Source organism: Pseudomonas syringae pv. coryli str. NCPPB 4273 (assembly GCF_000972175.1).
Classification (GTDB): Bacteria; Pseudomonadota; Gammaproteobacteria; order Pseudomonadales; family Pseudomonadaceae; genus Aquipseudomonas; species Aquipseudomonas syringae.
On sequence record NZ_AWQP01000007.1, the window covers coordinates 118,855 to 144,247 of the forward strand.

A 25,393-nucleotide genomic window follows, 5' to 3' on the forward strand; every position below is an offset into this window, starting at 1 on the left:
TCATTGCGTTTCCCCCACACCCACTGCCAACCCGTCATACCACCAGGCCGCCAGGCTATAGACGTCCGGCGCTTTCAGGACGCTGAAGTGGTTGCCCGGCCCGTGCCAGAGCGAAAGTTGCGGCAGCAAGTGCTGCCATTCGCTTGCGCAAGCGGCATGCTCAAGTTGATTGTCCAGCGCATCCAGTTGCGGATCATTCACCAATACCAGACTCGCCCTGCCGCTGTAGCCTCCCGGCTCAGGTCGATAGACCGTGCGCAAGGCGCTGGCAAACGTGCGGACAATGCCTTGCAGAGCCTGTGCCGCCAGGCGTGGCGGCAATAACCCGACGCGCACCATGGCCTGCTGAAGCAGGTGCATTTGCGTGACCGTATCGCTGTCGGCAAAGGCCAGCGGGTCAAGCTCGAGGCTTCTTCCGCTGGACAACTGCAGCGCCTCGATCAGGCGTTCCAGCACGGCGGTGGCGGTATAAGGTTTGCCGTCCAGGCCCTCGCCGCCAGGCGCTTCGCTGTCGATCAGGGTCAACGAGACGACCTCGCGGCCACGGGCCTGCAGCTTGACCGCCATGGCGTGCGCTGCCCAGCCGCCGAACGAATGCCCGACCAGATGCAGGGGACCTTTCGGATACAGCGCTTCGATGGCCTGCACGTGGCTCTGCGCTGCCGCTTCCACCCGACTGTGCGGAACACTGCGACCGTCCAGGCCACGCGGTTGCAGGCCGTGGATCGGCCAGTCCGGCCCCAACGCCTCGGCCAAGCCAATGAAACTGGTGACGCTGTCACCGGCGCCCGGTACGCAAAACACTGGCGCATGCCCGTCACGCCCGCTCTGGATGGCCAGCAGCGACTGATGAGCCGGTGCCGGCGGTGGCGTGGCAGGCGCGTTGTGCAACGCCTGAACGATGTTCAGACCGAGCACGGCCACGTGCGGTGCCTGCATCATCGTCATGTGGTCCCCCGGGACATCGACGCACTGCAGTTGATTTCTGGAGAGAATCTCACCCCAGCCCAGGGTCGAACTGCTTCCGATCGGCGCCATTGGACGCTGTTCGGCGCGGAACAGGTGAATCGGCAGGCTGAGCGGCTCCAGCTGGTAATGCGCCAGAGCCTGACCATGCGCCACTTCCCGGTCCAGGTAATGGTGCAATTGCTGATCGCTCGCCAGCGCGAGTTCCTCGTACAACAGGCCTTCGTCACGGCACAGTTGCAACAGCGTCGCGAAGTCCGGCAGCGGCGCTTGCTCGCTCAATGAGTTCAGACGCGCCAACTTCGCAGCGCCCTCACCCGCCTGGGCTTGCCAGTGCGCAGTGCAATGCGAGAGCAATTGCCGCTCGAGCAAGTCAGGTCCCTGCCAGCGCGCCTTGCCCTGATCGGTCAGGCGTGGCACATAGCTGTCGATCAGGCCGAGGAATGTCACGGCCTCGTCCATGCCCAGCAGTTGAGTGGCCACTTCGTAGGCCAGAACCCCGCCAAACGACCAGCCGGCCAACCGATACGGGCCCCGCGGCTGGACCTGACGAATGCGCTCCACCATCCGCGCAGCCAGGCACTCCATGGTGCGTAATTGCTGCTGCCCAAGGCCAATGCCCGGCAAGCCGTAAATCGGGAAGTCGCCTTGCAGATGTTGCCCAAGCACGGGGAAATAAGCATCCAGCCCGGTGAAATCGTGCAGCAGAAACAACGGTGACTCGCTGCCACCGGCACGCACTGTGATCACCTCCCGAGCTTCGTCCGGCGATCCTGGACGCTGGTCAAGCAAGCCGGCCAACGCTGCAACGCTAGGGTGCTGGAACAGCTCGGCCAGCGTCAGTGACACGCCGGCTTTTTGCAGCAGGCTGACCAGACGGATGGCCGACAGCGAATGGCCGCCCAGTTCGAAGAAGCTGTCGTGCCTGCCGATTTTCCCGACTTCAAGAACCTCGGCCCACAAGTCCGCCAAGCGCTCTTCCAGAGCCGTTGAAGGCGCCTGGTAAGCGAGGTTCGCCAGTGCGGCCAGGTCCGGCGCAGGCAACGCCTTGCGGTCGACTTTGCCGTTCTGGGTCAATGGCAGCGCATCAAGGCCTACAAACACCGCAGGCACCATGTACTCCGGGAGTTGACCCAACAGATGCGCACGCAAGGCGGCACTGTCGAGCGACGCGTCACGACGGGTGAAGTAACCCACCAGACGCAACGTGCCATCGTCCAGACGCTGGGTGGTCACCACCGCTTCGCCGACGCCCGGGCATTGCGCCAGGTGCTGTTCGATCTCGCCTGGCTCGATACGCACGCCACGAATCTTCACCTGATCATCGTTGCGGCCCAGGTATTCAAGCGTCCCGTCGGACAGCCAGCGCACCAGATCGCCGGAGCGATACATGCGCGCACCGGGCCTGTCGCTGAACGGATCGTCGAGGAAGCGTTCTGCGGTCAGGTCCGCACGGTTCAGATAGCCGCGAGCCACGCCTGCGCCACCGATGTACAACTCACCGGGCACGCCGAGTGGCAGTGGCTGACCACGCGAATCCAGTACGTACAGTCGGGCATGGGTAACCGGCTTGCCGATGTGCAACACCTTGCCTGGCTGCATCCGGCCAGAGCTGGCCACCACCGTGGTCTCTGTCGGGCCATAGTTGTTGACCACGGCAAAACCCGGATCACGGTTGAAGTGGCGCAAGCGATCACCGCCAATCAACAGGGTCTGCAGCGTCGGGTGGTGCAATTCACGGCTGAAGGCATATTCGGCCACCGGGGTCGGCAGAAACGCCACCTGCAGCGGCTGGGCCAGCCACCAGTCGAGCAGCACATCGAGCTGTTCATTGCCAATCTCCGCAGGCGGCAGGTGCAGCACCGCACCGGCACACAGCGCAGGCCAGACTTCCCAGGCCATGGCGTCGAAACCGAACCCGGCAACGCTGGCGGTATGACTGCCGGCACGCAGGTTGAAGGCTTCACAGTGCCAATCCACCAGATTGTTCAGCGTGCGGTGCTCGACCATCACGCCCTTGGGCAGCCCGGTGGACCCCGAGGTGTAAATCACGTAAGCCAGATGCTGCGTGGTCATTTCCGGCACGGACGGGTTGTCGGTGCGCTGTGACCAGTCCGGGCGATCAAGCGCGATCAGCGGCACCTGCAGTTCGGGCAGACGTGTCAGCAAGTCGAATTGCGCCAACACCACCACCGGTTCGCTGTTCTCCAGCAGGTAGCTGATGCGTTCATCCGGGTGGCCCGGATCGACCGGTACGTAGCTCGCCCCGGCTTTCAGCACTGCCAGCAGACCGGCCAGGGTCTCCAGACCGCGCCGCGCGACCACCGCCACCCGGTCGTCAGAACGTACGCCCAGTCCGATCAGATGATGGGCCAATGCGTTGGCACGGGCATTCAACTCGGCGTAGCTCAAATGCTGGTCGCCCGCCTGAGCGGCCAGTGCGTTCGGCTGATCAAACGCCTGCTGTTCGATACGTAGATGAACCGGCAGCGGGCACTCCGCCGTAAGGCGATCGGCATTGAAGCCATCGAGCAGTTCGCTTCGCTCGGTGCCGGGCAGAATATTCAGTGCTTGAATCGGCTCGGACGGCGCCTGCTCGAGGGCGTTGACCAATCCCTCCACGGCGCAGAAAAGATACGCGCAAATACGTCGGGCATCGATGCCTGTCGAGGTCAGCGCAGTAAGGTCGAACGCTTCGCCCAGATCATCGACGCTGAGCGTCAACGGATAGCTGCTGCGCTCGCCAGACTGCAACAGCTCGATGCCCTGCCAGGCCTTGCCGGCAGCCTCGTTTGCCTCACCGGGCGCCGCACTGTGGCGGTAATTCAACAGCGCACTGAACAACGGTACGCCCGCAGGCAAGGCGCTGCAACGCTGAGCGATTGCCAGAGAAGCCTGTTCGTGGGCAAGCAATCCGGTCAGGCGACGGTGGGTCTGGGACAGCGCATCGCGTGCACTCTGATCGGCCAGGTCGATGCGCAGCGGCAAGGTGTTGATGAACACCCCGAGTGTGCGTTCGGCACCCTCGCTGCCGTTCAAACGACCCAGCAGTACGGTGCCGAACACCACGCTGTCACGCCCGGCCAAGCGGCCCAGTACCTGAGCCCAGGCCAGGTGCATCAGGCTGGCAGGGCTGACACCCAGCTGCCGCACCTGATAGCGTAAACGCCTGCTCAGGTCCGCATCCAGACGCAGTCGGGCCTCGCCTGCGACCTCCGGCCCTGGCAACCAGGTCTGAGCATACGCCAGGGTCGGCTCATCCAGATCGCCCAATTGCTCGCGGAAGAACGCTTCGTGCGTGTCGTCCCCCGCCCCCAGCAAGGTCTGCGCGATGTAGTTGCGGTAAGGCACTGGCGCAGGCAGTTGCGCTGCCTGATCGAGCAGTACCGCCTGCAATTCCTGGCTCAGCAGGTCCAGGGCAACGTGGTCCATGATCAGGTGATGGAACAGCAGGACCGCGACGATACGCCCGTTGTCCGTGTCATCGGCGTGGATCAGCCGCAGCAGCGGTGCACGTACAAGTTCCAGCGGCTCGGGATTATCCAGCGCCGCCAGCGGCACCTCGATCACCGGCAGATCGGCATGTCGCCAGACCACTTGCACAGGCGTTTCCAGACCTTCCCAGCACAGTGAAGTGCGCAACACGTCGTTACGGGCGATGATCTGTTGCAGCGCCTGGCTGAAGGCCTCCAGTCGCGAGCGGTCGGCAAAGGCGAAGCGTGCCTGCAAGCGATAGGGATCATCCTCGGCGGCGGACAGGTAGTGATAGAAAATACCCGCCTGCAGAGGCCCCAGCGGGTAGATGTCCTGAATATTGCTCGCACCACCGGTAACGCTGGCGACAACGCGATCGATCCCTGCCTGGTCCAGTTTCACCAGCGGCAACAGGTCCGGGGTGATTGACGTGCAATCCGCACCGATCAGGTTGGCCGGAATCTTCACCTGAGCGCCGCTGCCAACGGCGCGTGCCAAGGCGGCCAGGGTCGGCTGGGCAAACAACACGCGGATATCGGCATCCATGCCACGGCGACGCATGCGTGCGATCAAAGTAACAGCGAGCAGCGAATGGCCGCCGAGTTCGAAGAAGTGATCGTTGCGCCCTACTTGCTCGACTTGCAGCAAATCGCTCCAGATGTCGGCCAGGGCCATTTCCAGCTCGCCTTGCGGCGGCGCGTATTCACGTCCTGGCAATGCGTCGCGATCCGGCATCGGCAAGGCACGTCGATCGACCTTGCCGTTGGCGGTCAATGGCCAGGCATCGAGGCGCACGAACGCACTCGGCACCATGTAGCCCGGGAGACGGTCCAGCATGTCGGCACGCAGCCTGGCGATATCAAGCGCCGGGCGCGGGCCTTGCTCAATGAAGTACGCCACCAGACGTGACTGTCCAGGTTCGTCCTCGCGCGCCACCACCAGCGATTCCTCGATACCCGACAACGAGGTCAGTTGCGCCTCGATTTCGCCCAGTTCGATGCGCATACCGCGGATTTTTACCTGATCGTCGTTACGCCCCAGATAGTCCAGCGTGCCGTCGGCATTCCAGCGCGCCAGATCGCCGGTGCGGTACATGCGCGCCTGCGGGTTCTCGCAGAACGGGTCGCTGAGGAAGCGTTCGGCAGTGAGTTGCGGCTGATTCAGATAGCCCCGCGCCACGCCTTCACCGCCGATGTACAGCTCGCCGGCAACACCGGTCGGCACCAGTTGCTGCTGCTCATCCAGCAGGTACACGCGGGTGTTGGCGATCGGCTTGCCGATGTCGAGGCTGCCGTCAGGCAACAAACGACCGGAAGTGGCAACCACTGTGGTTTCGGTCGGGCCATAGTTGTTGATCACGACAAAACCCGGATCGCGGTGGAACTGCCGCAGGCGGTCGCCACCGATCAGCAGCGTGTGCAGCGTCGGGTGATAGAGCTCGCGGCTGAACGCATATTCGGCCACCGGTGTCGGCAGAAACGCCACCTGCAGCGGCTGCGCCAGCCACCAGTCGAGCAGCAGGTCGAGCTGTTCATTGCTGATCTCGGCGGGCGGGATGTGCAGCGTTGCCCCTGCACACAGGGCCGGCCAGACTTCCCAGGCCATCGCGTCAAAACCGAAGCCGGCCACAGTGGCCGTATGGCTGCCGGCGTGCAAAGCGAACGCCTGGCAATGCCAGTGGACGAGATTGGCCAGCGTGCGATGTTCGACCATTACGCCTTTCGGTTGTCCGGTCGAGCCGGAGGTGTAAATCACATACGCCAGATCGCCGGGCGTCTGGCCCGACACCAGCGGATTTGCCGGTTGCTCAGGCCATTGAGGGCGATCGAGCGCGAGCAGCGGCACCGTCAGTGCAGGCAGGCGCGCCATGAACGCCTGTTCGGCGAGCACCACTACTGGTGCGCTGTCAGTCAGCAGATAGTTTATGCGCTCATCGGGGTGCGCCGGATCCACCGGCACATAGCAGGCACCGGACTTGAGCACGGCCAGCAGGCTCACCAGCGTGTCCAGCCCACGGCGTGCGACGACCGCGACGCGATCATCCGGGCGCACGCCCAGGCTGATCAGATGATGAGCAAGGCTGTTGGCCTGACGGTTCATCTGCGCGTAGTTCAGTGACTGCTCGCCGACCCTGGCGGCAACGGCTTCGGGCATGCCTTCGGCGCGTGCTTCTATCAGGGCATGAATGGTCTGACCTTGCGGCAGGCTCACCGCGCTGGCGTTAAGAGTGTCGAGCAGATACTCGCGCTCCTGCAGGCCCACCAGCGGAATATCAGCGAGCACCACCTGCTGGTTATTCACCAGCGTGCGCAGTAATTGTTCGAAATAACCGCAATAGCGCTGCACCGTTGCCTCATCGAACAGCGCAGTGGCGTAGTCCAGCGTACCGAACAAGGCATCACCCTGTTCGCCGAGGTTGAGCGACAGATCGAACTTGGAGACCTGACTCTGCTGTTCGACCGTCGCCAGCGACAGCCCGTCCATCTCCGGCAACGTAGTTTCCCCGGCCAGCCAGTTGAGCGTTGTCTGGAACAGTGGGCCATGGGCCAGGCTGCGTGTCGGGCGGACGATTTCCACCACCTGCTCGAACGGCAGGTCCTGGTGGTCCTGAGCCTCCAGGACTCGCGTCCTGACCTGTGCCAGCAGCGCCTCACCGGTGGGTGCCGCTGCCGTATCGATGCGTATGGCCAGCGTGTTGACGAACAGGCCGATCAGCCCTTCCAGCTCGGCGCGACCACGGCCCGCGATCGGGCTGCCGACCACCACCTCGGTCTGACCGGAAAGCCGCGCCAGCAGTGCGCCCCACGCAGTCAGCAAGGTCATGTACAGCGTAACGCCTTGCCGTTGTGCCAGAGCACGCAGGCCGGCAGTCAGTTGCCCATCCAGCCGTACGTTGAGGCTGGCACCGGTGAAATCCTGCTGCGCCGGACGCGGCCGGTCGGCAGGCAGGGTCAGCAGTGTTGGTGCGCCTTCCAGCGCCTGCCGCCAATAAGCAGCCTGGTGTTGCAGACGTTCACCGCTCATCCAGCCCTGCTGCCAGACCGCATAGTCGGCGTACTGGATGCTCAGCGCTGGCAGCGGATCGGCCTCGTCGCGACGCAGCGCCGGATACAACGCAAGCAGTTCGCGGGTCAGAACGCCCATCGACCAGCCATCTGAGACGATGTGGTGCACGGTCAGCAACAACACGTGCCGCGCGTCTTCCACCTGCAGCAGGCAGCCCCGGATCAGCGGCCCCCGCGTCAGATCGAACGCTGCGGTGGCCTCCGCTGCGACGCGTTCGGCCAACGTTTGCGGGTTTTGACGCAGGTCTTCGATGTGCAGGAACGACATGGCTGTCGGTGCGGTGAACACGACTTCAGCCCCCTCCTCGCGGGCAATGAAGCGGCTGCGCAGGGTTTCGTGGCGCTCGACGATTCGCCCAAGCGCGGCTGTCAGTGCAGCCACATCCAGCGATCCTCGCAGACTGAGGGCCAGCGGGATGTTGTAAGCCTGATTGCCGCCCTCCATTTGTGCCAGAAACCACAAACGCTGCTGGGCAAACGACAGCGGTAGCGACTGATCACGCGGCGCAGGCAGGATCAGTGACAGTTCACTGCGTCCCGTACCAGCCAGCGCACTGGCCACGGCTGCCAGTTCGCCCAGCGCGAAGAGTTCGCCCAATGGCAATTCCATGCCCATCTGCTGACGCACCTGCGACACCATGCGCATGGCCAGCAGGGAGTGCCCGCCCAGATCGAAAAAGTGATCGTGGCGACCGACCCGCTCGAGCTGCAGAACTTCAGCCCATATCTGTGCCAGAGCGATTTCAATCTCGCCCTGCGGTGGCTCGTAGGCCAGCCCCAACAGCGACGAGTGATCCGGTTTGGGCAGCGCACGGCTGTCCAGCTTGCCGTTGGCGGTCAACGGCAAAGCGGTCAGTTCGACAAAGGCCCCAGGCACCATGTATTCCGGCAGGTTAGCCTGCAGGTGAGCACGCATTTGCTCCGGTGCAGGCGCCTCGGCGTCCACCCGGCTGGTGAAGTAGGCAACCAGACGCACATGGCCCGGCTCATCCTCGCGCGCCACAACCACAGCCTCCCTGATGCCCGGCAACTGGTGCAGGCAATTGACGATCTCGCCCAGTTCGATACGGAAACCGCGGATTTTCACTTGGTCATCGTTGCGTCCCAGACATTCCAGCTGGCCGTCCTCCAGCCAGCGGCCCAGATCGCCAGTGCGGTACATCATCGCGCCGGGCTGATCGCTGAACGGGTCGGCGATAAACTTCTCTGCGGTCAGGTCCGGGCGATTCAGATAACCCAGCGCCACACCGTCGCCACCAATGTAAAGCTCGCCAATGGCCCCCAACGGTGTCAGGTGCTGATGAGCGTCGAGCACGTAGACCGTCGTGTTGCCGATAGGCCTGCCAATCGGTACCGACTCGGCGTGATCGGCCAGTGCTCTTACATCACTGGCTGTAGCGAAGGTAGTCGTTTCAGTGGGGCCGTACGCGTTCAACAGGTGCAGGCCCGGAGCCTGGGCAAGCAGCGTGCGGAAGCTCGCCGGATCGGCGCGTTCACCGCCGGAAAGCAACAGCCGAAGACCGCTGAGTGCCTCGGGGATCAGTTGCACGTACTGGTTGAACAGCGCGCTGGTCAGAAACAGCACACTGACATTGCCCTGACGCAGGGCTGCGCTGAAACGCATCGGGTCGATCAGCGTGGTGTGCTCGATCACCAACAGCTGTCCACCGTTGAGCAAGGCACCCCAGACTTCCATGGTGCTGGCATCGAACGCCGGGTTGGAGGCAAAGGCGATGCTGTCCTGTTCGTTGAAGTCGGCATAACCGTTGTTCAACACCAGCCTGGCAATGCCGCGATGGGCCACACGGACGCCTTTCGGGGCCCCCGTCGAGCCGGAGGTATACATGACGTAAGCCGCTGTGTCGGATGTCTGAGGCAGGCCCGGGTCATGCGCTGGCTGGTCGTCAAGGTTCAACTGGTCCAGATCGATGCGTTGCACCGTCGAGCCCATCGAGGTGGCGCTCTGTGTCAGCACACATTTCGCCTGGCAATCATCGAGCATGTAATGCTGGCGTTCGGCAGGCGCATTGACGTCCAGTGGCACGTAGGTCGCTGCGCATTTGCCGATAGCCAACTGGCTGATCAGCAGTTCCAGTGAGCGCGGCAGCAGAATCGCCACATGCTCGTCGGGCCGCACACCTTGCCCCAGCAGGTAGTGCGCCAAGTGGTTGGCGCGCTCGTTCAACTCACCATAAGTGAGTGAGCGACGGCCATGCACGGCCGCCACTGCATGCGGATGAAGCGCAGCGCGGCGTTCGAACAGACGGTGCACGGGCTGCTCGCGGGGGTAGTCACGCCGGGTATCGTTGAATGTTACCGACAGACGCTCGCGTTCTGCCTCCGGCACCACTGACGATTCGATCAGGGCTGCTGCCGATTGCTGCTCCAGGGCCCGCACCAGATGGACAAGGGCTTGTTGCACGTAGGCGCAAATCCGTTGCGGATCAATACCCGGCGCAGCCTGGGCTGTCAGGCTGAAACCATCGCCGAAGTCATCGATACTCAAGGTCAGCGGGTAGTTACTGCGCTCCTCTGCGTGCACGACCTCAATCCCTTGCCATGCCGTGTTGTTCGCCTGGTCATCGACCTCAGGCACAGCGCTGTGGCGGTAATTGAGCAGCGTATTGAACAGTGGCGCACCAGCCGGCAAGGCACTGCAGCGCTGGGTCAGAGCCAGCTGAGCGTGCTCGTGGGCGAGCATCCCGACCAGACGACCATGAAGGTCGAGCACGGCACTGCGCGCGCAGTGCCCGACCAGATCCATGCGCAATGGCAAGGTATTGATGAACACCCCCAAGGCGCGCTCGCCCCCTTCACCGCCGCGCAGGCGTCCAAGCAGCACGGTGCCGAATACCACGCTGTCACGCCCGGACAACTGGCCCAGCACCTGAGCCCAGGCGAGGTGCATCAAGGTGGCGGCACTGACACTCAACTGCCTTGCCTGATCGCGGATCTGCCGGCACAGGTCGCTGTCCAGTGTGAGTCGTGCATCGCCAGGAATCTGCTCTGCGGATGTCATGGCCAGGCCGTAAGGCAAGGTCGGCTCATCGATATCGCCCAACTGCTCGCGGAAGAACACTTCATGGGCGTCCTCGCCAGGCCCGCGCACAACATGGGCAATGTAGTTTCGGTAAGGCACAGGCGCTGCAAGCTGAGCTTCGTCGTCCAGCAGTATCGCCTGCAACTCATGGCTCAATATGTCGAGGGCGATGTGGTCCATGATCACATGGTGGTAGCGCAGCACCGCTGCGATCCTTTGGTTGGCCGGATCATGGGCATAGACCAGTTGCAGCAGCGGCGCCTGCGTCAGGTCCATGCGTGGTGCATTGAACAGGTCCTGCAAGGCTGTCTCTTCAACCCGCAGAGGCGCCTGACGCCAGACCACTTGTACCGGTGCTTGCAAACCTTCCCAGAACAACCCGGTGCGCAGAATATCGTTGCGCTCGATCACTCGCTGCAAGGCATGGCAAAAAGCCTCGAGACGCGAGGCGTCGGCGAAGGCGAGCTGCGGCTGCAACAGGTAAGGATCGCGGTCCCCGGCGGTCAGGTGGTGATAAAGAATACCGGTCTGCAACGGGCCCAGCGGGTAGATATCCTGCACATTAGCGGCACCGCCCGGCACCCGCGCCACGATACGCTCAATGGCGGGCTGATCCAGCGCTACCAAGGGCAGCAGTTCAGGGGTGATGCGCTGGCAGTGCGCATCGATCAGGTTGGCTGGCACATCGATTTCAGTGTCGCCACCGACAGCCTCGGCCAGCGCCGCCAGCGTTGGCTGGACAAACAGAACACGAATGTCCGCACGCATGTCCAGACGACGCATACGCGCAATCAGGGTCACGGCCAGCAACGAGTGGCCGCCCAGTTCAAAGAAATTATCCTGACGACCGACCTGCTCCACATGCAGCAGCTCGGCCCACAGGCTTGCCAGGGCGATTTCGATCGATCCTTGCGGCGCTTCATAGGCCCGGCTGGCGATGCTGTCGCGGTCCGGTGCCGGCAGGCTTTTGCGGTCCAGTTTGCCGTTCGCCGTCACCGGCAGGCTGGCCAGCCGTACATAGGCTGCAGGCACCATGTATTCGGGCAGCAGGCCGGACAGCCAGGCACGCAACTGTTCGATATCCAGCCCGGCTTTATCTTCAGCCGAGGTGTAATAGCCAACCAGTCGTTTATCGCCAGGCACATCCTCGCGCGCCACAACCACAGCGTCGAGAACATCTGGATGATCGTTCAGGAGCGCTGCGATCTCACCCAGTTCGATACGGAAACCGCGAATCTTGACCTGTTCGTCATTACGGCCCATGTATTCCAGGCTGCCATCGGCCAGCCAGCGGCCCAGGTCACCGGTACGGTACATCCGCGCATTCGCTGCGTGGCTGAACGGGTTGTCGAGAAAGCGTTCAGCCGTCAGAGCTTCACGGTGCAGATAGCCCCGCGCCACGCCGGCACCGCCGACATACAGCTCGCCAACCACGCCCATCGGCACCGGCTCGCCGCGGGCATCGAGAACATACAGCTGCAAATCGGGAATGCGCCTGCCGATCGGGCTGGCGCCGAGGCGCTGGGCGTCTTCGGGCTGCAACGGGTAATAGGTCACATGCACCGTGGTTTCGGTGATGCCGTACATGTTCACCAGTTGTGTGCCGGCATTCACCTTGCGGGCATACCACGGCTTGAGTATCACGGTGTCCAGCGCTTCACCGCCGAAGATCACCTTGCGCAACGAATGCGCCTGGCCGTTCTCGCCCTGTGCAGCAATCAACTGACGGAACGCACTCGGCGTCTGGTTGAGCACCGTCACCCCGGTGCTGCACAGTAATGCGTAGAAGTCTTCGGGCGAGCGGCTGACCAGCTGCGGCACGATCACCAAATGCCCGCCATGCAGCAACGCGCCCCAGATTTCCCAGACCGAAAAGTCGAAGGCGAACGAATGGAACAGCGCCCAGACATCCTGCTGGTTGAAACCGAACCAATCTTCGGTGGCCGAGAACAGCCGCGCGACGTTGCGATGTTCGATCATCACGCCTTTGGGCTTACCGGTGGACCCGGAGGTGTAGATCACATAAGCCAGGTTGCCGGGCGTTACCGGCACCTGCGGATTACAGACGGATTCGTCCTGCAAGTCGTCGTCGAGACAGATCACCGGCACTTCCGAGACCGGCAAGGTGCCCTGCACTGACCGCTGACTCAACAACGCCACCGGTGCGCTGTCGTCGAGGGTATAAGCCAGACGTTCAAGCGGATAAGCCGGGTCCAGCGGCACGTAGGCGGCACCGGCTTTGAGAATCCCCAGCAGGCCCGCAATCATCTGCAGGCCGCGAGGCGTGCAGATGGCGACTCGATCGTCCGCACCGATGCCCATGCCAATCAGGCGATGCGCGATCCTGTTGGCCTGGGCGTTGAGTGTCGCGTAGCTCCACGACTCCTCTTCATAGCTGACGGCAATCGCATCCGGCGTGCGCTGCGCTTGCGCTTCAAACTGACTGTGCAGCGTCTGCTCTTGCGGATACACCGCATCGGGTGCATTGAAGCCGTCGGTCAACTGCCGACGCTCGGCCTCCGACAACAGCCGAATGTGGCTCACCACCGTCTGGCTGTCAGCCACCATGGCGCGCAGTATCGCTTCCAGATACCCCAGATGGCGTTCGACGGTGCCGTGGTCAAACAGCGCTGTGGCATATTCCACGATGCAACTGAAATGATCAGGGCCATCGCTGACGCTCAACGCCAGGTCGAATTTTGCGAATGCGGCCTGTTCATCCAGCGGTTCGAGCTGCATATCGCCCAGTTGCAATCCCAGCCCCTGGCTGCCGTCCCAGGTCAGCGATGCCTGGAATAACGGGCTGTGCGCGAGGCTGCGCGGCGGCCGCAGGCGCTCCACCACTTGTTCGAAAGGCAGGTCCTGATGGTCCTGCGCTTCCACCACACGGGCCTTGATGCGCTCCAGCAGCGTCACCACATCCGGCTCGCCCGACGTATCGACACGCACGGCCAGGGTATTGACGAACAGACCGATCAAGCCTTCGATTTCAGCACGACGGCGGTTGGCAACCGGCATGCCGACGACCACCTCTTCCTGTCCGGACAGCCGCGCCAGCAATACGGCCCATGCGCCCATGAACAGCATGAACGGTGTCACCGACTGCGCCTGGCAGAAGGCTCTGAGGTCGGTGCTCAGACGCGGATCGAGATCCAGCGCGACGCTGGCCCCGGTGTAGTCCTGATGCGCAGGACGTGGACGGTCGGTGGGCAGGGTCAGCAATACCGGCGCACCCGTCAGGGTCTGCTGCCAGTAATCGGCCTGATGACTCAATCGCTCGTCGTCCAGCCAGTTGCGTTGCCACACGGCGTAATCGCCATATTGCAGTGCCAGCGCGGGTAATGGATCCTCCTGCCCTTGACTGAACGCCTGGTAGAGCGCGGTCAGTTCGCGGGTCAGCACGCCCAGCGACCAGCCGTCGGCAACGATGTGATGCACGGTCAGCAGCAAGACGTGACGGTCTTCAGCCAGACACAGCAAACGGCCACGGATCGGCAGGTCGTGCTGCAAGTCGAAGGGCTGCGCGGCTTCCTCCCTGATCACGGCCTGCAGCGCTTGCGGGTCCTGTTCGCGTAAATCCTGCCAGCAGATGCGCGGCACTTCAGTCACAGACGCGGCCTCTACCCAGGCATTGTCGTCTTCCTGGCTGAAGCGGCTGCGCAGGCTGTCGTGGCGGGCCACAATGCGCTCCAGTGCACGCGTCAAGGCACGGCTGTCCAGCGGACCGCTCAATTTCAGGCCCAGCGAGATGTTATAGGCGCTGTTGGCATCTTCCATTTGCGCCATGAACCAGATGCGCTGCTGAGCGGAAGACAAGGGTACCGGACCGTTGCGTGGCTGCACGTCGATGACCGGCAACTGACTGCGCGCGGCAGCGGTCAGGCAGTGTGCAACCGCGATCAGCGAGCTGTCGGCAAACAGGTCGCCAAGGGCCAGTTCCAGTGACAGGCGCTGACGGACCTGAGAAACCATACGCATGGCCAGCAACGAATGACCGCCCAGCTCAAAGAAACGGTCATGACGCCCTACGCGCTCGACCTGCAGCAATTCGCTCCAAATCAGGGCCAGCGCGGTCTCAAGCTCGCCTTGCGGAGCCTGGTATTCGCCGGTCGACAGCGCGGTTCGGTCGGGTACCGGCAAGGCACGGCGGTCGACCTTGCCATTGGCCGTCAGTGGCCAGCTATCCAGGCGCACCAATGCGCCGGGCACCATATAACCCGGCAGGCGCGCCAGCAGTGCGGTACGCAATTGCTCCACGGTGCTGGAGGCAGCGCCGGCACGCTCAGTGAAATACCCCACCAGCCGTGGTTGCCCCGGTTCATCTTCGCGAGCCAGTACCAGTGCCTCCTCGATACCCGGCAACTGGCTGAACTGGTTTTCGATCTCACCCAGCTCGATACGCACCCCGCGAATTTTCACCTGATCGTCATTACGACCCAGGTATTCCAGCGTGCCATCGGCATTCCAGCGTGCCAGATCGCCGGTGCGGTACATGCGCGCCTGTGGTTGCCCGGCGAACGGATCATGCACAAAGCGTTCGGCAGTCAGTTGCGGCTGATTCAGGTAACCACGCGCCACACTGTCGCCACCGATATACAGCTCGCCCGGCACACCGAGCGGGACCAGCTGTTGCCGCTCATCAAGCAGGTAAATCGAGGTGTTGGCGACCGGTCTGCCGATGTCCAGGCTGCCGTCGGGTAATAAACGACCGGAGGTGGCGACCACCGTGGTTTCGGTGGGGCCATAATTGTTGATCACCGCAAAGCCCGGATCGCGATGGAACTGGCGTAGCCGGTCACCGCCGATCAGCAGCGTGCGCAGGGTTGGATGACGCAGGTTGCGACTGAAGGCATATTCGGCCACCGGTGTGGGCAGAAAAGCGACCTGCAATGGCTGGACGATCCACCAGTCAAGCAGCGCATCAAGCTGCTCATTGCCGATTTCGGCCGGTGGCAGGTGCAGCGTCGCCCCGGCGCACAAGGCCGGCCAGATTTCCCAGGCCATGGCGTCGAAACCGAAGCCCGCCACACTGGCGGTATGACTGCCCGCGTGCAGATCGAACGCCTCACGGTGCCAGTCGATCAGATTGTTTAGCGAGCGGTGCTCGACCATCACGCCCTTGGGCTGGCCGGTCGAGCCCGAGGTGTAGATCACGTAGGCGAGATGGGTCGCATCGAGCGTGTCGATGTGAGGATTGTCTTGCTGCTCCGGCCAGTTTGCCAGGTCCAGTTCGATCAGTGGGGTGTTCAATCCCGCCAGGCCCAACCCTTGCAGGCGTTCGACAAACGCCGGTTGAGCCAACACCGCAACCGGCGCGCTGTCGCCGAGCAGATAGGCAATGCGTTCGTCCGGGTGCGCCGGATCGACCGGCACATAGCCCGCACCGGCCTTGAGCACCGCCAGCAAGCCGACCAGCGTCTCCAGGCTGCGCCGCGCTACCACCGCCACGCGGTCATCGGGTTGCACGTCAAGACTGAGCAAATGATCGGCGAGCGCATTGGCGCGTGCGTTCAGCTCGCGGTAGCTCAGGTGTTGTGCACCTACCTGTGCGGCAATGGCGTCAGGCTGCTGCTCTGCCAGCAGCTCAATGCGCTGATGAATTGTCAGCCTGCGTTCGTAGTCAGCACGTCGGTCATTGAAGTCCAACAACAACTGCGCACGCTCGCTGGCGGGCACGATATCGAGCTGATCGACCGGCAACTGCGGCGTCTGCTCCAGCGCATCGACCACGCTTTCCATGGTCCATTGCATATAGGCGCAAATACTGTGCGGGTCGATGCCTGCGGTGGCTTGAGCCGTCAAGCCAAAGGCTTCACCCAGATCATCGACGCTCAGCACCAGCGGATAATTGCTGCGCTCCTGAGCCTGCAGCACTTCAATGCCTTGCCATGTTTCACCGGACGCCTGCGCCGGCGCACTGTGGCGGTAGTTGAGCAATGCGTTGAACAACGGCGTCGGCGCCTTTACCCCACTGCAGCGCTGCGCCAGTGCCAGCGGTGCGTGTTCGTGGCGCATCAGTGCGGTCAGGCGCTGGTGGGTGGCGCGCACTGCGGCTTGCACGCCCTGCTCAGCCAGATCGAGGCGCAGCGGCAATGTGTTGATGAAGATGCCCAGCGCCCGCTCTGTGGCTTCGGCCCCCAGCAGGCGCCCCATCAGCACGGTGCCGAACACAACCCGCGACTGTCCGGCGAGGCCTGCCAGCACCCGTGCCCAGCCTAAATGGAACAGGCTGGCGACACTGATGCCCAGCGTTCGCGACTGAGCGCGCAGGCGCTGACACAATTGCTGATCGAGCGTGATGCTGTGCTCTTCGATCGCATCACCCTCACCGCTCAGATCCTGCAGGCCGTAGGCCAGTGTCGGTTCGTCGAGATCACCCAGCATCTCGCGGAAAAACGCTTCATGCTGAGCCTCGCTGACGCCCAGCAGCGCTTGCCCGACATAGTTGCGAAACGGTACCGGTACGCCCAGCATTTCGGCTTGCCCCGACAGACATGCCTGTATTTCATGGCGCACCACCTCAAGGGCACTGTGGTCCATGGCAATGTGGTGGAACAGCAGCGTAGCCTCGACCCGCTGGCCTGCTACGGGTGCATGGCAGACCAGACGCATCAGCGGTGCCTGGCCCAGGTCCATCGTCAGGTCTGCCGCGAGCGGCGAGCGGTCGACCTTCAGTTCAGCGTGGCGCCAAACCACCTGCACCGGGGTTTCCAGCCCCTTCCAGTGTATTGAGGTGCGCAGAATGTCATGCCGGGTGATGACGCTTTGCAGCGCCTCGGCGAACGCGTCCAGACGTGCCTGGTCAGAAAAGGCGAATTGCACCTGCATGACATAGGGATCGCCTTGGGTGGCGGTGACATGATGGTAAAGAATGCCTTGCTGCAGCGGCGCCAGCGGGTAGATGTCCTGGACGTTCGCGGCACCTCCCGGTGTCGCGTCCATCAACAGGTCAATAGCTGCCTGATCGAGCTTCACCAGCGTCAGCATTTCGGGGGTGATTCGCTCGCAACCCTGCTCGATGCCGTTGGCTGGCAATGCCGGTGCGCCGCGCTTGCCGTTCTGATAATCGCCCTGTTCGATGAGCTCGATCAGCGCCGGCTTATGCTCACGCAGATGTTCCAGTAGCCCGTTCTCGGTCAAGGCACGGCGATTGCCCTGCACCACTAATTGACCGTCCTTGACCGTCAGGTGGATTTCGTGAGCTTTGAGTGTCGCCAAGAGTTCGTTGATGCTCACAGGGTAATCTCCATGTTCTCTGTGATGGCTGCGTAGCCCGCCAGCGTAGGTTGTTCGAAAAGCGCCCGGACATCGGCCTCGATGCCTTCCTGGCGCAGGCGCGCAGTCAGGCTCACCGCCAGCAGCGAATGACCGCCCAGTTCGAAAAAGTTGTCGTGACGGCCGACCTGCCCGACCCCGAGCAGTTCGCTCCAGAGCCTGGCCAGCAAGGCTTCGGTTTCGCCTTGCGGTGCCTCATAAGGGCGGGTCAGGAGCGCATCCTGCCCGGGCGCAGGCAGCGCCTTGCGGTCCAGCTTGCCGTTGGGGCTCAGGGGCATTTCATCCAGATGCAAGAACAATGCGGGCACCATGTAATCCGGCAACTGCGCACGCAGCACCTCACGCAATGTCTCGACCGACAGCTGTGTGCCGGTGTAATAGGCCACCAGCCGCTGCCCGCCTGGTTGCTCGTCGCGCACCAGCACGACCGCCTGTTCGATACCCGGATGGCTGAGCAGGCAGGCCTGAATGTCGCCCGGTTCGATACGCAACCCGTGGATCTTCACCTGATCGTCATTGCGGCCAAGGAACTCGAGGTTGCCGTCTGCCCGCTGACGTACCAGATCGCCACTGCGGTACAGGCGATCGCCTGCTACGAAAGGGCTGTCGATAAAACGTTCGGCATCGGTCTTTGGCAGGTTCAGGTAGCCACGCGTCACCCCGGCACCGCCGATATGCAGCTGGCCGATAACCCCCTGCGGTACAGGCTGGTCATGGGCGTCGAGCACGTAAAGCCGCGTGTTGCTGATCGGACGCCCGATAGGCAAGGCAGTGTCCGGTACGGCTTCGTCGGCTTGCAGTGTCCACACGCTGCAATCGACGGTGGTTTCGGTCGGGCCGTACACGTTGTGCAGGCGTACCTCTGGCAAACGTTTGCGTAGCTGCGCGGCCATCTCCACGGTCAGCTCGCCGCCCCCGCAGACAATGTCGGTCAGGCTGCTGCACGCGCTGCTCTGCGGCAGATCGAGGAACTGCTGCAACAGTGCAGGAACGAACTGCACCACGCTGACCTGGCGCTCCTGAATCACTTGCGCCAGGTAGGCAGGATCACGCTGGCCGTCAGGGCGGGCCAGCACCAGCGCAATACCGCTGCTCAGTGGCCAGAAGATTTCCCAGACCGAGGCGTCGAAGCTGATCGGGGTCTTTTGCAGCATGACAGTGCCCGAGGTCGGTGGGCACAACCTCGAGCTCCATTGCACCAGGTTGCTGACGTTACGGTGCTCGACCATCACCCCTTTCGGCGTACCGGTGGAGCCCGAGGTATAAATCACATACGCCAGATGCTCCGCCGTCAGGCCGGGAACGCGCGGATTCTGATCACGCTGAGCGTCCCAGGTCACGCTGTCCAGATCGATCCGCAGGGCGTGCTCGTCGTCGAGCAGATCGCGGGTGCCGGCCTGTACCAGCAAGGCGACCGGCGTGCTGTCCTTGACCATGTACTGCAAACGCTCGCGCGGGTAGCTCGGATCCAGGGGTACATAAGCGCCACCGGCCTTGAGGATCGCCAGCAGACCGATCACCATCGACAGGCCGCGCTCGACACAGATCGCAACCCGTTGATCAGGCCGCACGCCCAGATCGATCAGGTGATGCGCCAGGCAGTTGGCCTGTTCGTTGAGCTGGCGATAGCTCAATTGCGCACGCCCCGCGCGCAGGGCTATCGCCTGCGGCGTACGCACCGCCTGTGCTTCGAACAGCCCGTGCAGGGTTTGCTGAAGATCGTGATGGATCGCCGTGGCGTTGAATTCGACCAGCGAGCGCTGCCGCTCTTCAGCGCCGAGTACCGACAGATGCTGCACCGGCAGATCCGGCTGGCCTTCAAGGGCATCCAGCATGGCCGTCAGCGTCTGCTGCACATAAGCACAGATACGTTGCGCCCCTACCTGCGGTGGCACGGTAACGCTCAGGCGCAGGCTGTCGCCCAGATCGTCGACGTTGAGGCTCAACGGGTAGTTGGTGTGCTTCTCGCTGGTCAGAATCTCCAGGCCTTGCCATGCATCGAGCTGCGCATCCTGGCGCGCCTGGCCTGCGGCGTGTCGATAGTTGAGGATTGCACTGAACAACGGCAATGGCGCTGCCACCCCGCTCCAGCGCTGTGCCTGAGCCAGGGATGCGTGCTCATGGCCAAGCAGTGCCGCCAGTCGTGCATGCGTGGCGCGTGCGCCGTCGCGCACGCTGAGGTTGCCCAGATCGACCCGCAACGGCAGCGTATTGATGAACATGCCCATACCACGGTCGGCACCCGCACCGCCCTGCAAACGACCTAGCAGCACAGTGCCGAATACCACGCGGTCATTGCCGGTGGCCGCGCCCAGAACCCGCGCCCACGCCAGATGCAACAGGCTGGCGACGCTGACACCCAGTTGCCGCGCCTGACTGCGCAGGCGCTGTAGCAACGCATCGGGCAGCACCTGCTGGGCTTCCTCAATGCAGCTGCCGTCACCCTGCACATCGCGCAGATCGAATGGCAACGTCGGCTCGTCGATATCGCCAAGTTGCTCGCGGAAATACGCCTCATGTTCCGCTTCGCTGACACCCAGACGTGCCTGGGCCACATAGTTGCGATACGGCACGGCGGGCTGAGTCGGGCCCGGCTTGCCGCGCAGATGGGCGAGTATTTCTTCGCGCATGACTTCGAGCGCCGTGGCGTCCACCACAATGTGATGGAAACGCAGCGTTGCCGACAGGCCTGGGCCTTCCGCGTCCGGGCAGTAGGCCAGACGGATCAGCGGCGCACAGCTCAAGTCCATACGCGCCGCGCCCGCCGGGGTGTCGATTTGCGCCAGTGTCACCCGTTCGACAAGCAGATCCGCCTGGCGCCAGACCACCTGTTGCGGCGTTTCCAGGCCTTCCCAGACGATCGCCGTGCGCAGACTGTCGTGCCGCGCGATGACCTTGCGCAAGGCAGCGGCCACCGCCTCCAGACGCTCCGGGCTGTCGACGTTCATGCGCAATTGCAGCAAGTACGGGTCGCCCTGCTCGGCAGTCAGGTGGTGATAGAGGATGCCTTCCTGCAGGGGCGCCAGCGGGTAGATTTCCTGCACATTGGCCGCTCCGCCAGGCACCGTGGCGACAATGCGCTCGATGGTCGTCTGGTCGAGCTGTGAAAGGCTCAGCAGGTCCGGCGTGATGTGTGTACAACCGGCCGGAACGCGATTGAGCGGCGTCGGGATTTCACGCCCTTTGCCCACCGATGCGGCCAGCGCGGCGACGGTCGGCTGGCCGAGCAGGACGCGTACATCGACGCTGAGCCCGGCATTACGCAGACGCTCGACCAGACTGACCGCCAGCAGCGAGTGGCCGCCCAGCTCAAAGAAGTTGTCATGACGACCGACTTTTTCCAGGCCAAGCACGTGCGCCCAAAGATCAGCCATGAGGGTTTCAGTTGCACCCACGGGTGCCACGTAGGCTTGACTGGTCAGCGCTTCCAGCTCCGGGTCCGGCAAGGCACGGCGGTCAAGCTTGCCATGGCTGGTCAGCGGCAACGCGTCCAGGCGTGTGAAGGCCAGCGGCACCATGTGCGCGGGAAGACATGCACGCAACGCCTCGCGCAGCGCTTCGGGTTCGACAGGAGCGTTTCCGGTGAACCAGGCCAGCAAACGTTCACCGCGCACCAGCACCACAGCGTCCTGCACCTCGGCCTGACTGGCCAGAGCCGATTCGATTTCGCCCAGCTCGATGCGCATGCCGCGAATTTTCACCTGGTCGTCATTGCGTCCCAGATAGTCGAGGCTGCCATCGGCATTCCAGCGCACCAGATCGCCGCTGCGATACAGGCGCGCCTGCGTTGCGGCGCTGAACGGATCGGCGATAAAACGCTCTTCGGTCATTTGCGGACGATTCAGATAGCCACGGGCAACCCCCGCACCACCGATGTACAACTCGCCGACGACACCCACCGGCACGGGCTGCAACTGCTCATCCAGCACATACACGCGAGTGTTGGCGATCGGGCCGCCGATATGCAAAGGCCCGCCCGGCTGCACGGCACCAGAGGTCGCCACCACGGTGGTTTCAGTCGGGCCGTAGTTGTTGATCACGGCGAAGCCAGGGTCGCTGTCGAACTGGCGCAAGCGGTCGCCGCCGATCAGCAGCGTGCGCAGCGTCGGGTGTTGGCGCGGGCGTCTGAAGGCCTGTTCGGCTACCGGGGTCGGCAGGAAACCGACCTGAAGTGGCTGTTCCAGCCACCAGTCGAGCAACTCATCGACGTGCTCGTTGCCGACCTCGGCCGGTGGTAGATGCAGTACCGCAGCGGCACACAGCGCCGGCCACACTTCCCAGGCCATGGCGTCGAAGCCGAAACCGGCCACGCTCGCCGTATGACTGCCAGCCTGCAGAGCGAATGCCTGACAGTGCCAGTGCACCAGATTGACCAGCGTGCAGTGCTCGACCATGACGCCCTTGGGCTGGCCGGTGGAGCCGGAGGTATAGATGACGTACGCCAGTTTTTGCGCATCAAGGTCCGCAACACAGGGGTTATTGCCGGAAGAGCCCAGCCAGTCCGCTTGCTCGATGTTCACCCGGGCAGTATCGCCGGCCAGCTCGTGGGTCGAGTTTTCAGTCAGAACCACGCGGGGCGCGCTGTCCTGCAGCAGGTAGGCAATACGCTCGGCCGGATAGACCGGGTCGACCGGCACGTAGGCCGCACCGGCCTTGAGCACCGCCAACATGGCAACCAGGCGTTCGGGACCACGGTGCAGGCACAGGGCGATGCGCTCATCGGTTTTGACGCCCAGGTCAATCAGATAGTGGGCCAGGCGATTGGCGCGCTCGTTGAGCTGAGCGTAGGTCAGTACATGACCGCCCTGAATCACCGCAGGGCTGTTTGGCTGGCTGGCAGCCTGCGCTTCGATCAACGCATTGACGGTGCAGTCCTGCGGGAACGGCTGCTCGCTGCCGTTGAAATCGAGCAACAAATGGTTGCGCTCTGCCGCGTCGAGAATCGCTACGCTCTCCAGCCGCAGCGGCAGCGCCTGTTCCAGAGTGTCCAACAGATGCTCCAGCGTGTTGAGCACCCAGCCAGTGATACGCTCGGCGCCCATACCCTGCTGTGCCAGCATATGCAGGTCGAAACCTTCGCCCAGATCGTCCACGCAGAGCGTCAGCGGGTAATTGCTGCGTACATCGCCACCGAGCACCCGCACGCCTTGCCAGAGCCCTTCGCCGTCCTGCGGTTTTACCTCAGCGCTGTGGCGATAATTGAGCAAGGCACTGAACAGCGGGGAACCCGATGCCACCGCGCTGCAGCCCTGAGCGAGTACCAGTGAAGCCTGCTCGTGAGCGATCAGCGCAGACAGCTTCGCGTGCACCGCCTTGACGGCTGATCGAGTGTCCTGCGCCGTATCCACGCGCAGCGGCAACGTATTGATAAACACACCGAGCGCCCGATCAGCGCCGTCACCGCCCATGCGTCCCAGCAACACAGTGCCGAACACCACGTCGCGACGATTGGCGAGCACGCCCAGAACCCGCGCCCAGACGACGTGCATCAGGCTTGCAGCGCTCACCCCGAGCTGGCGTGCCTGCTCGCGCAGCCGCAGCGCCAGTTCAGGGTCGAGGGCCCGTCGCTCCTCCTCGATGCCACTGCCGTCGGCGTGCACGTCCTGTATGCCAAAAGGCAGGGTTGGCTCATCGACGTCACCGAGCATTTCAGTGAAAAACGCTGTGTGGCTTGCCTCATCATTGGCCAGGCGTACTTGCGCGACGTAGTTGCGGTACGGCACCGGCGTTTTCAAGTCATAGCGGTGGCCGAACAGCAACGCTTGCATCTCACGGCTGACGATTTCCATCGCTGTGTTATCCAGCACCAGGTGGTGGAAGAGCAGAATGGCGACGGTCTCGACGCTCGACGCTTGCTGGGCATGCACCAGACGCATCAAGGGTGCCTGGGTCAGATCCAGTCGATGATGACGGGCGTCGAACTGGCGTTGCAGACGATCGATGACAGGCGTTTCGGGGTCATCGGCCTCGAACTCGATGGCCTGTACCGTCAGCTCGGCATTGCGCCAGACCACCTGTTGCGGGCTTTCCAGACCTTGCCACACCACCGAGGTGCGCAGGATATCGTGGCGGTCGATGACTTCCTGCAAGGCCGCAGCCCAGCTGTACAGACGCTCCGGCGTGTCGAACGCCAGACGCCATTGCAGCAGATAGGGATCGCCCTGCTCTGCGGTCAGGTGGTGATAGAGAATGCCTTCCTGCAACGGTGCCAGCGGGTAGATCTCCTGCACATTGGCGGCACCGCCCGGTACGCTGGCGACGATGCGGTCAATGGCTGACTGTTCGAGCGCCACCAGACTCAACATGCCCGGAGTGATCTGCTTGCAGCCTGCCGGAATAAGGTTTGCCGGCACCTTGAAGGTGCTGACGTCCGTCTGACATGCCGCCAGAACGGCCAGTGTCGGCTGGCTGAGCAGCACATGCACATCCGCCTTGAGTCCGGCCTTGCGCAGTTGCTCCACCAGACTGACGGCGAGCAAGGAATGGCCGCCCAGTTCGAAAAAGTTGTCGTGTCGCCCTACGCGCTCGATGCCCAGCACCTGTGCCCAGATGGCCGCCATGGCGATTTCCACTTCGCCCTGTGGTGCTTCATAAGCGTTGCCAAGCAGGTACGCCGGGTCGGGATCGGGCAGCGCACGACGGTCAAGTTTGCCGTTGGCCGTCAATGGCAGCGACGCCAGCCGGGTAAACGCGCGCGGCACCATGTAGCCCGGCAGGCGTGCGCGCATTGCCGCTGCCAGCGTGTCGGTGTCGACCGTGACGGTTTCTGTGAACCAGGCCAGCAGATGGAGATCGCGAACCAGCACAACCGCGTCTTTGACCCCCTCCAGACTGGCCAGCACCGATTCGATTTCGCCCAGCTCGATGCGCATGCCACGAATCTTCACCTGGTCGTCGTTACGGCCCAGGTAATCCAGAGTCCCGTCGTCGTTCCAGCGCACCAGATCGCCGCTGCGGTACATACGCGCCTGTGCAACATCGCTGAACGGGTCGGCAACAAAGCGCTCGTCGGTGAGTTGCGGCTGGTTCAGGTAGCCTCGCGCAACACCCTCACCGCCAATGTAAAGCTCACCGGGTACACCGACGGGCATCGCTTGCAAGTGCTTGTCGAGTACGTAGACACGGGTGTTGGCGATGGGGCCGCCAATGTGCAGCGAGCCGGTGGCCAGCACCTGACCGGAGGTGGCAACAACCGTGGTTTCGGTCGGACCATAGTTGTTGACCACGGCATAACGGCGGTTGTGAGTGAGCTGCCGCAGGCGATCGCCGCCGATCAGCAGCGTACGCAAAGTCGGATGATCCTGATTCTGGCTGAAGGCGTACTCGGCCACCGGGGTGGGAAGAAAGCTCACGTCCAGCGGTTGCGCGCGCCACCAGTCGAGCATGGCTTCAATGTCCTCACCACCGTCCTGGACCGGCGCCACATGCAGGGTTGCACCAGCGCAAAGGGTCGGCCAGACCTCCCAGGCCATCGCATCGAAACCGAAACCGGCCAGGCAGGAGGTATGACTGCCCGCCTTCACATCGAAAGCCTGGCAGTGCCAGTCAACCAGGTTGGCCAGGGTTCGATGCT

The 25,393-nt window shown here is 63.2% G+C and carries 2 protein-coding genes (1 of these 2 cut by a window edge); both read right to left on the reverse strand.

Annotation, left to right across the window (positions count from 1 at the left end):
* On the reverse strand, positions 1-17,781 hold the full coding sequence (locus P406_RS05475; RefSeq protein WP_046235584.1) for a non-ribosomal peptide synthetase: 17,781 nt from the start codon (positions 17,779-17,781) through the stop codon (positions 1-3).
* Positions 17,778-25,393: the 3' portion of a non-ribosomal peptide synthetase gene (locus P406_RS05480; protein ID WP_046235585.1), read on the reverse strand. It continues 1,882 nt past the right edge of the window; the window shows 7,616 of its 9,498 coding nt (coding positions 1,883-9,498); the start codon falls outside the window, past its right edge; the stop codon is at positions 17,778-17,780. The genes P406_RS05475 and P406_RS05480 overlap by 4 nt, the downstream gene beginning before the upstream one ends.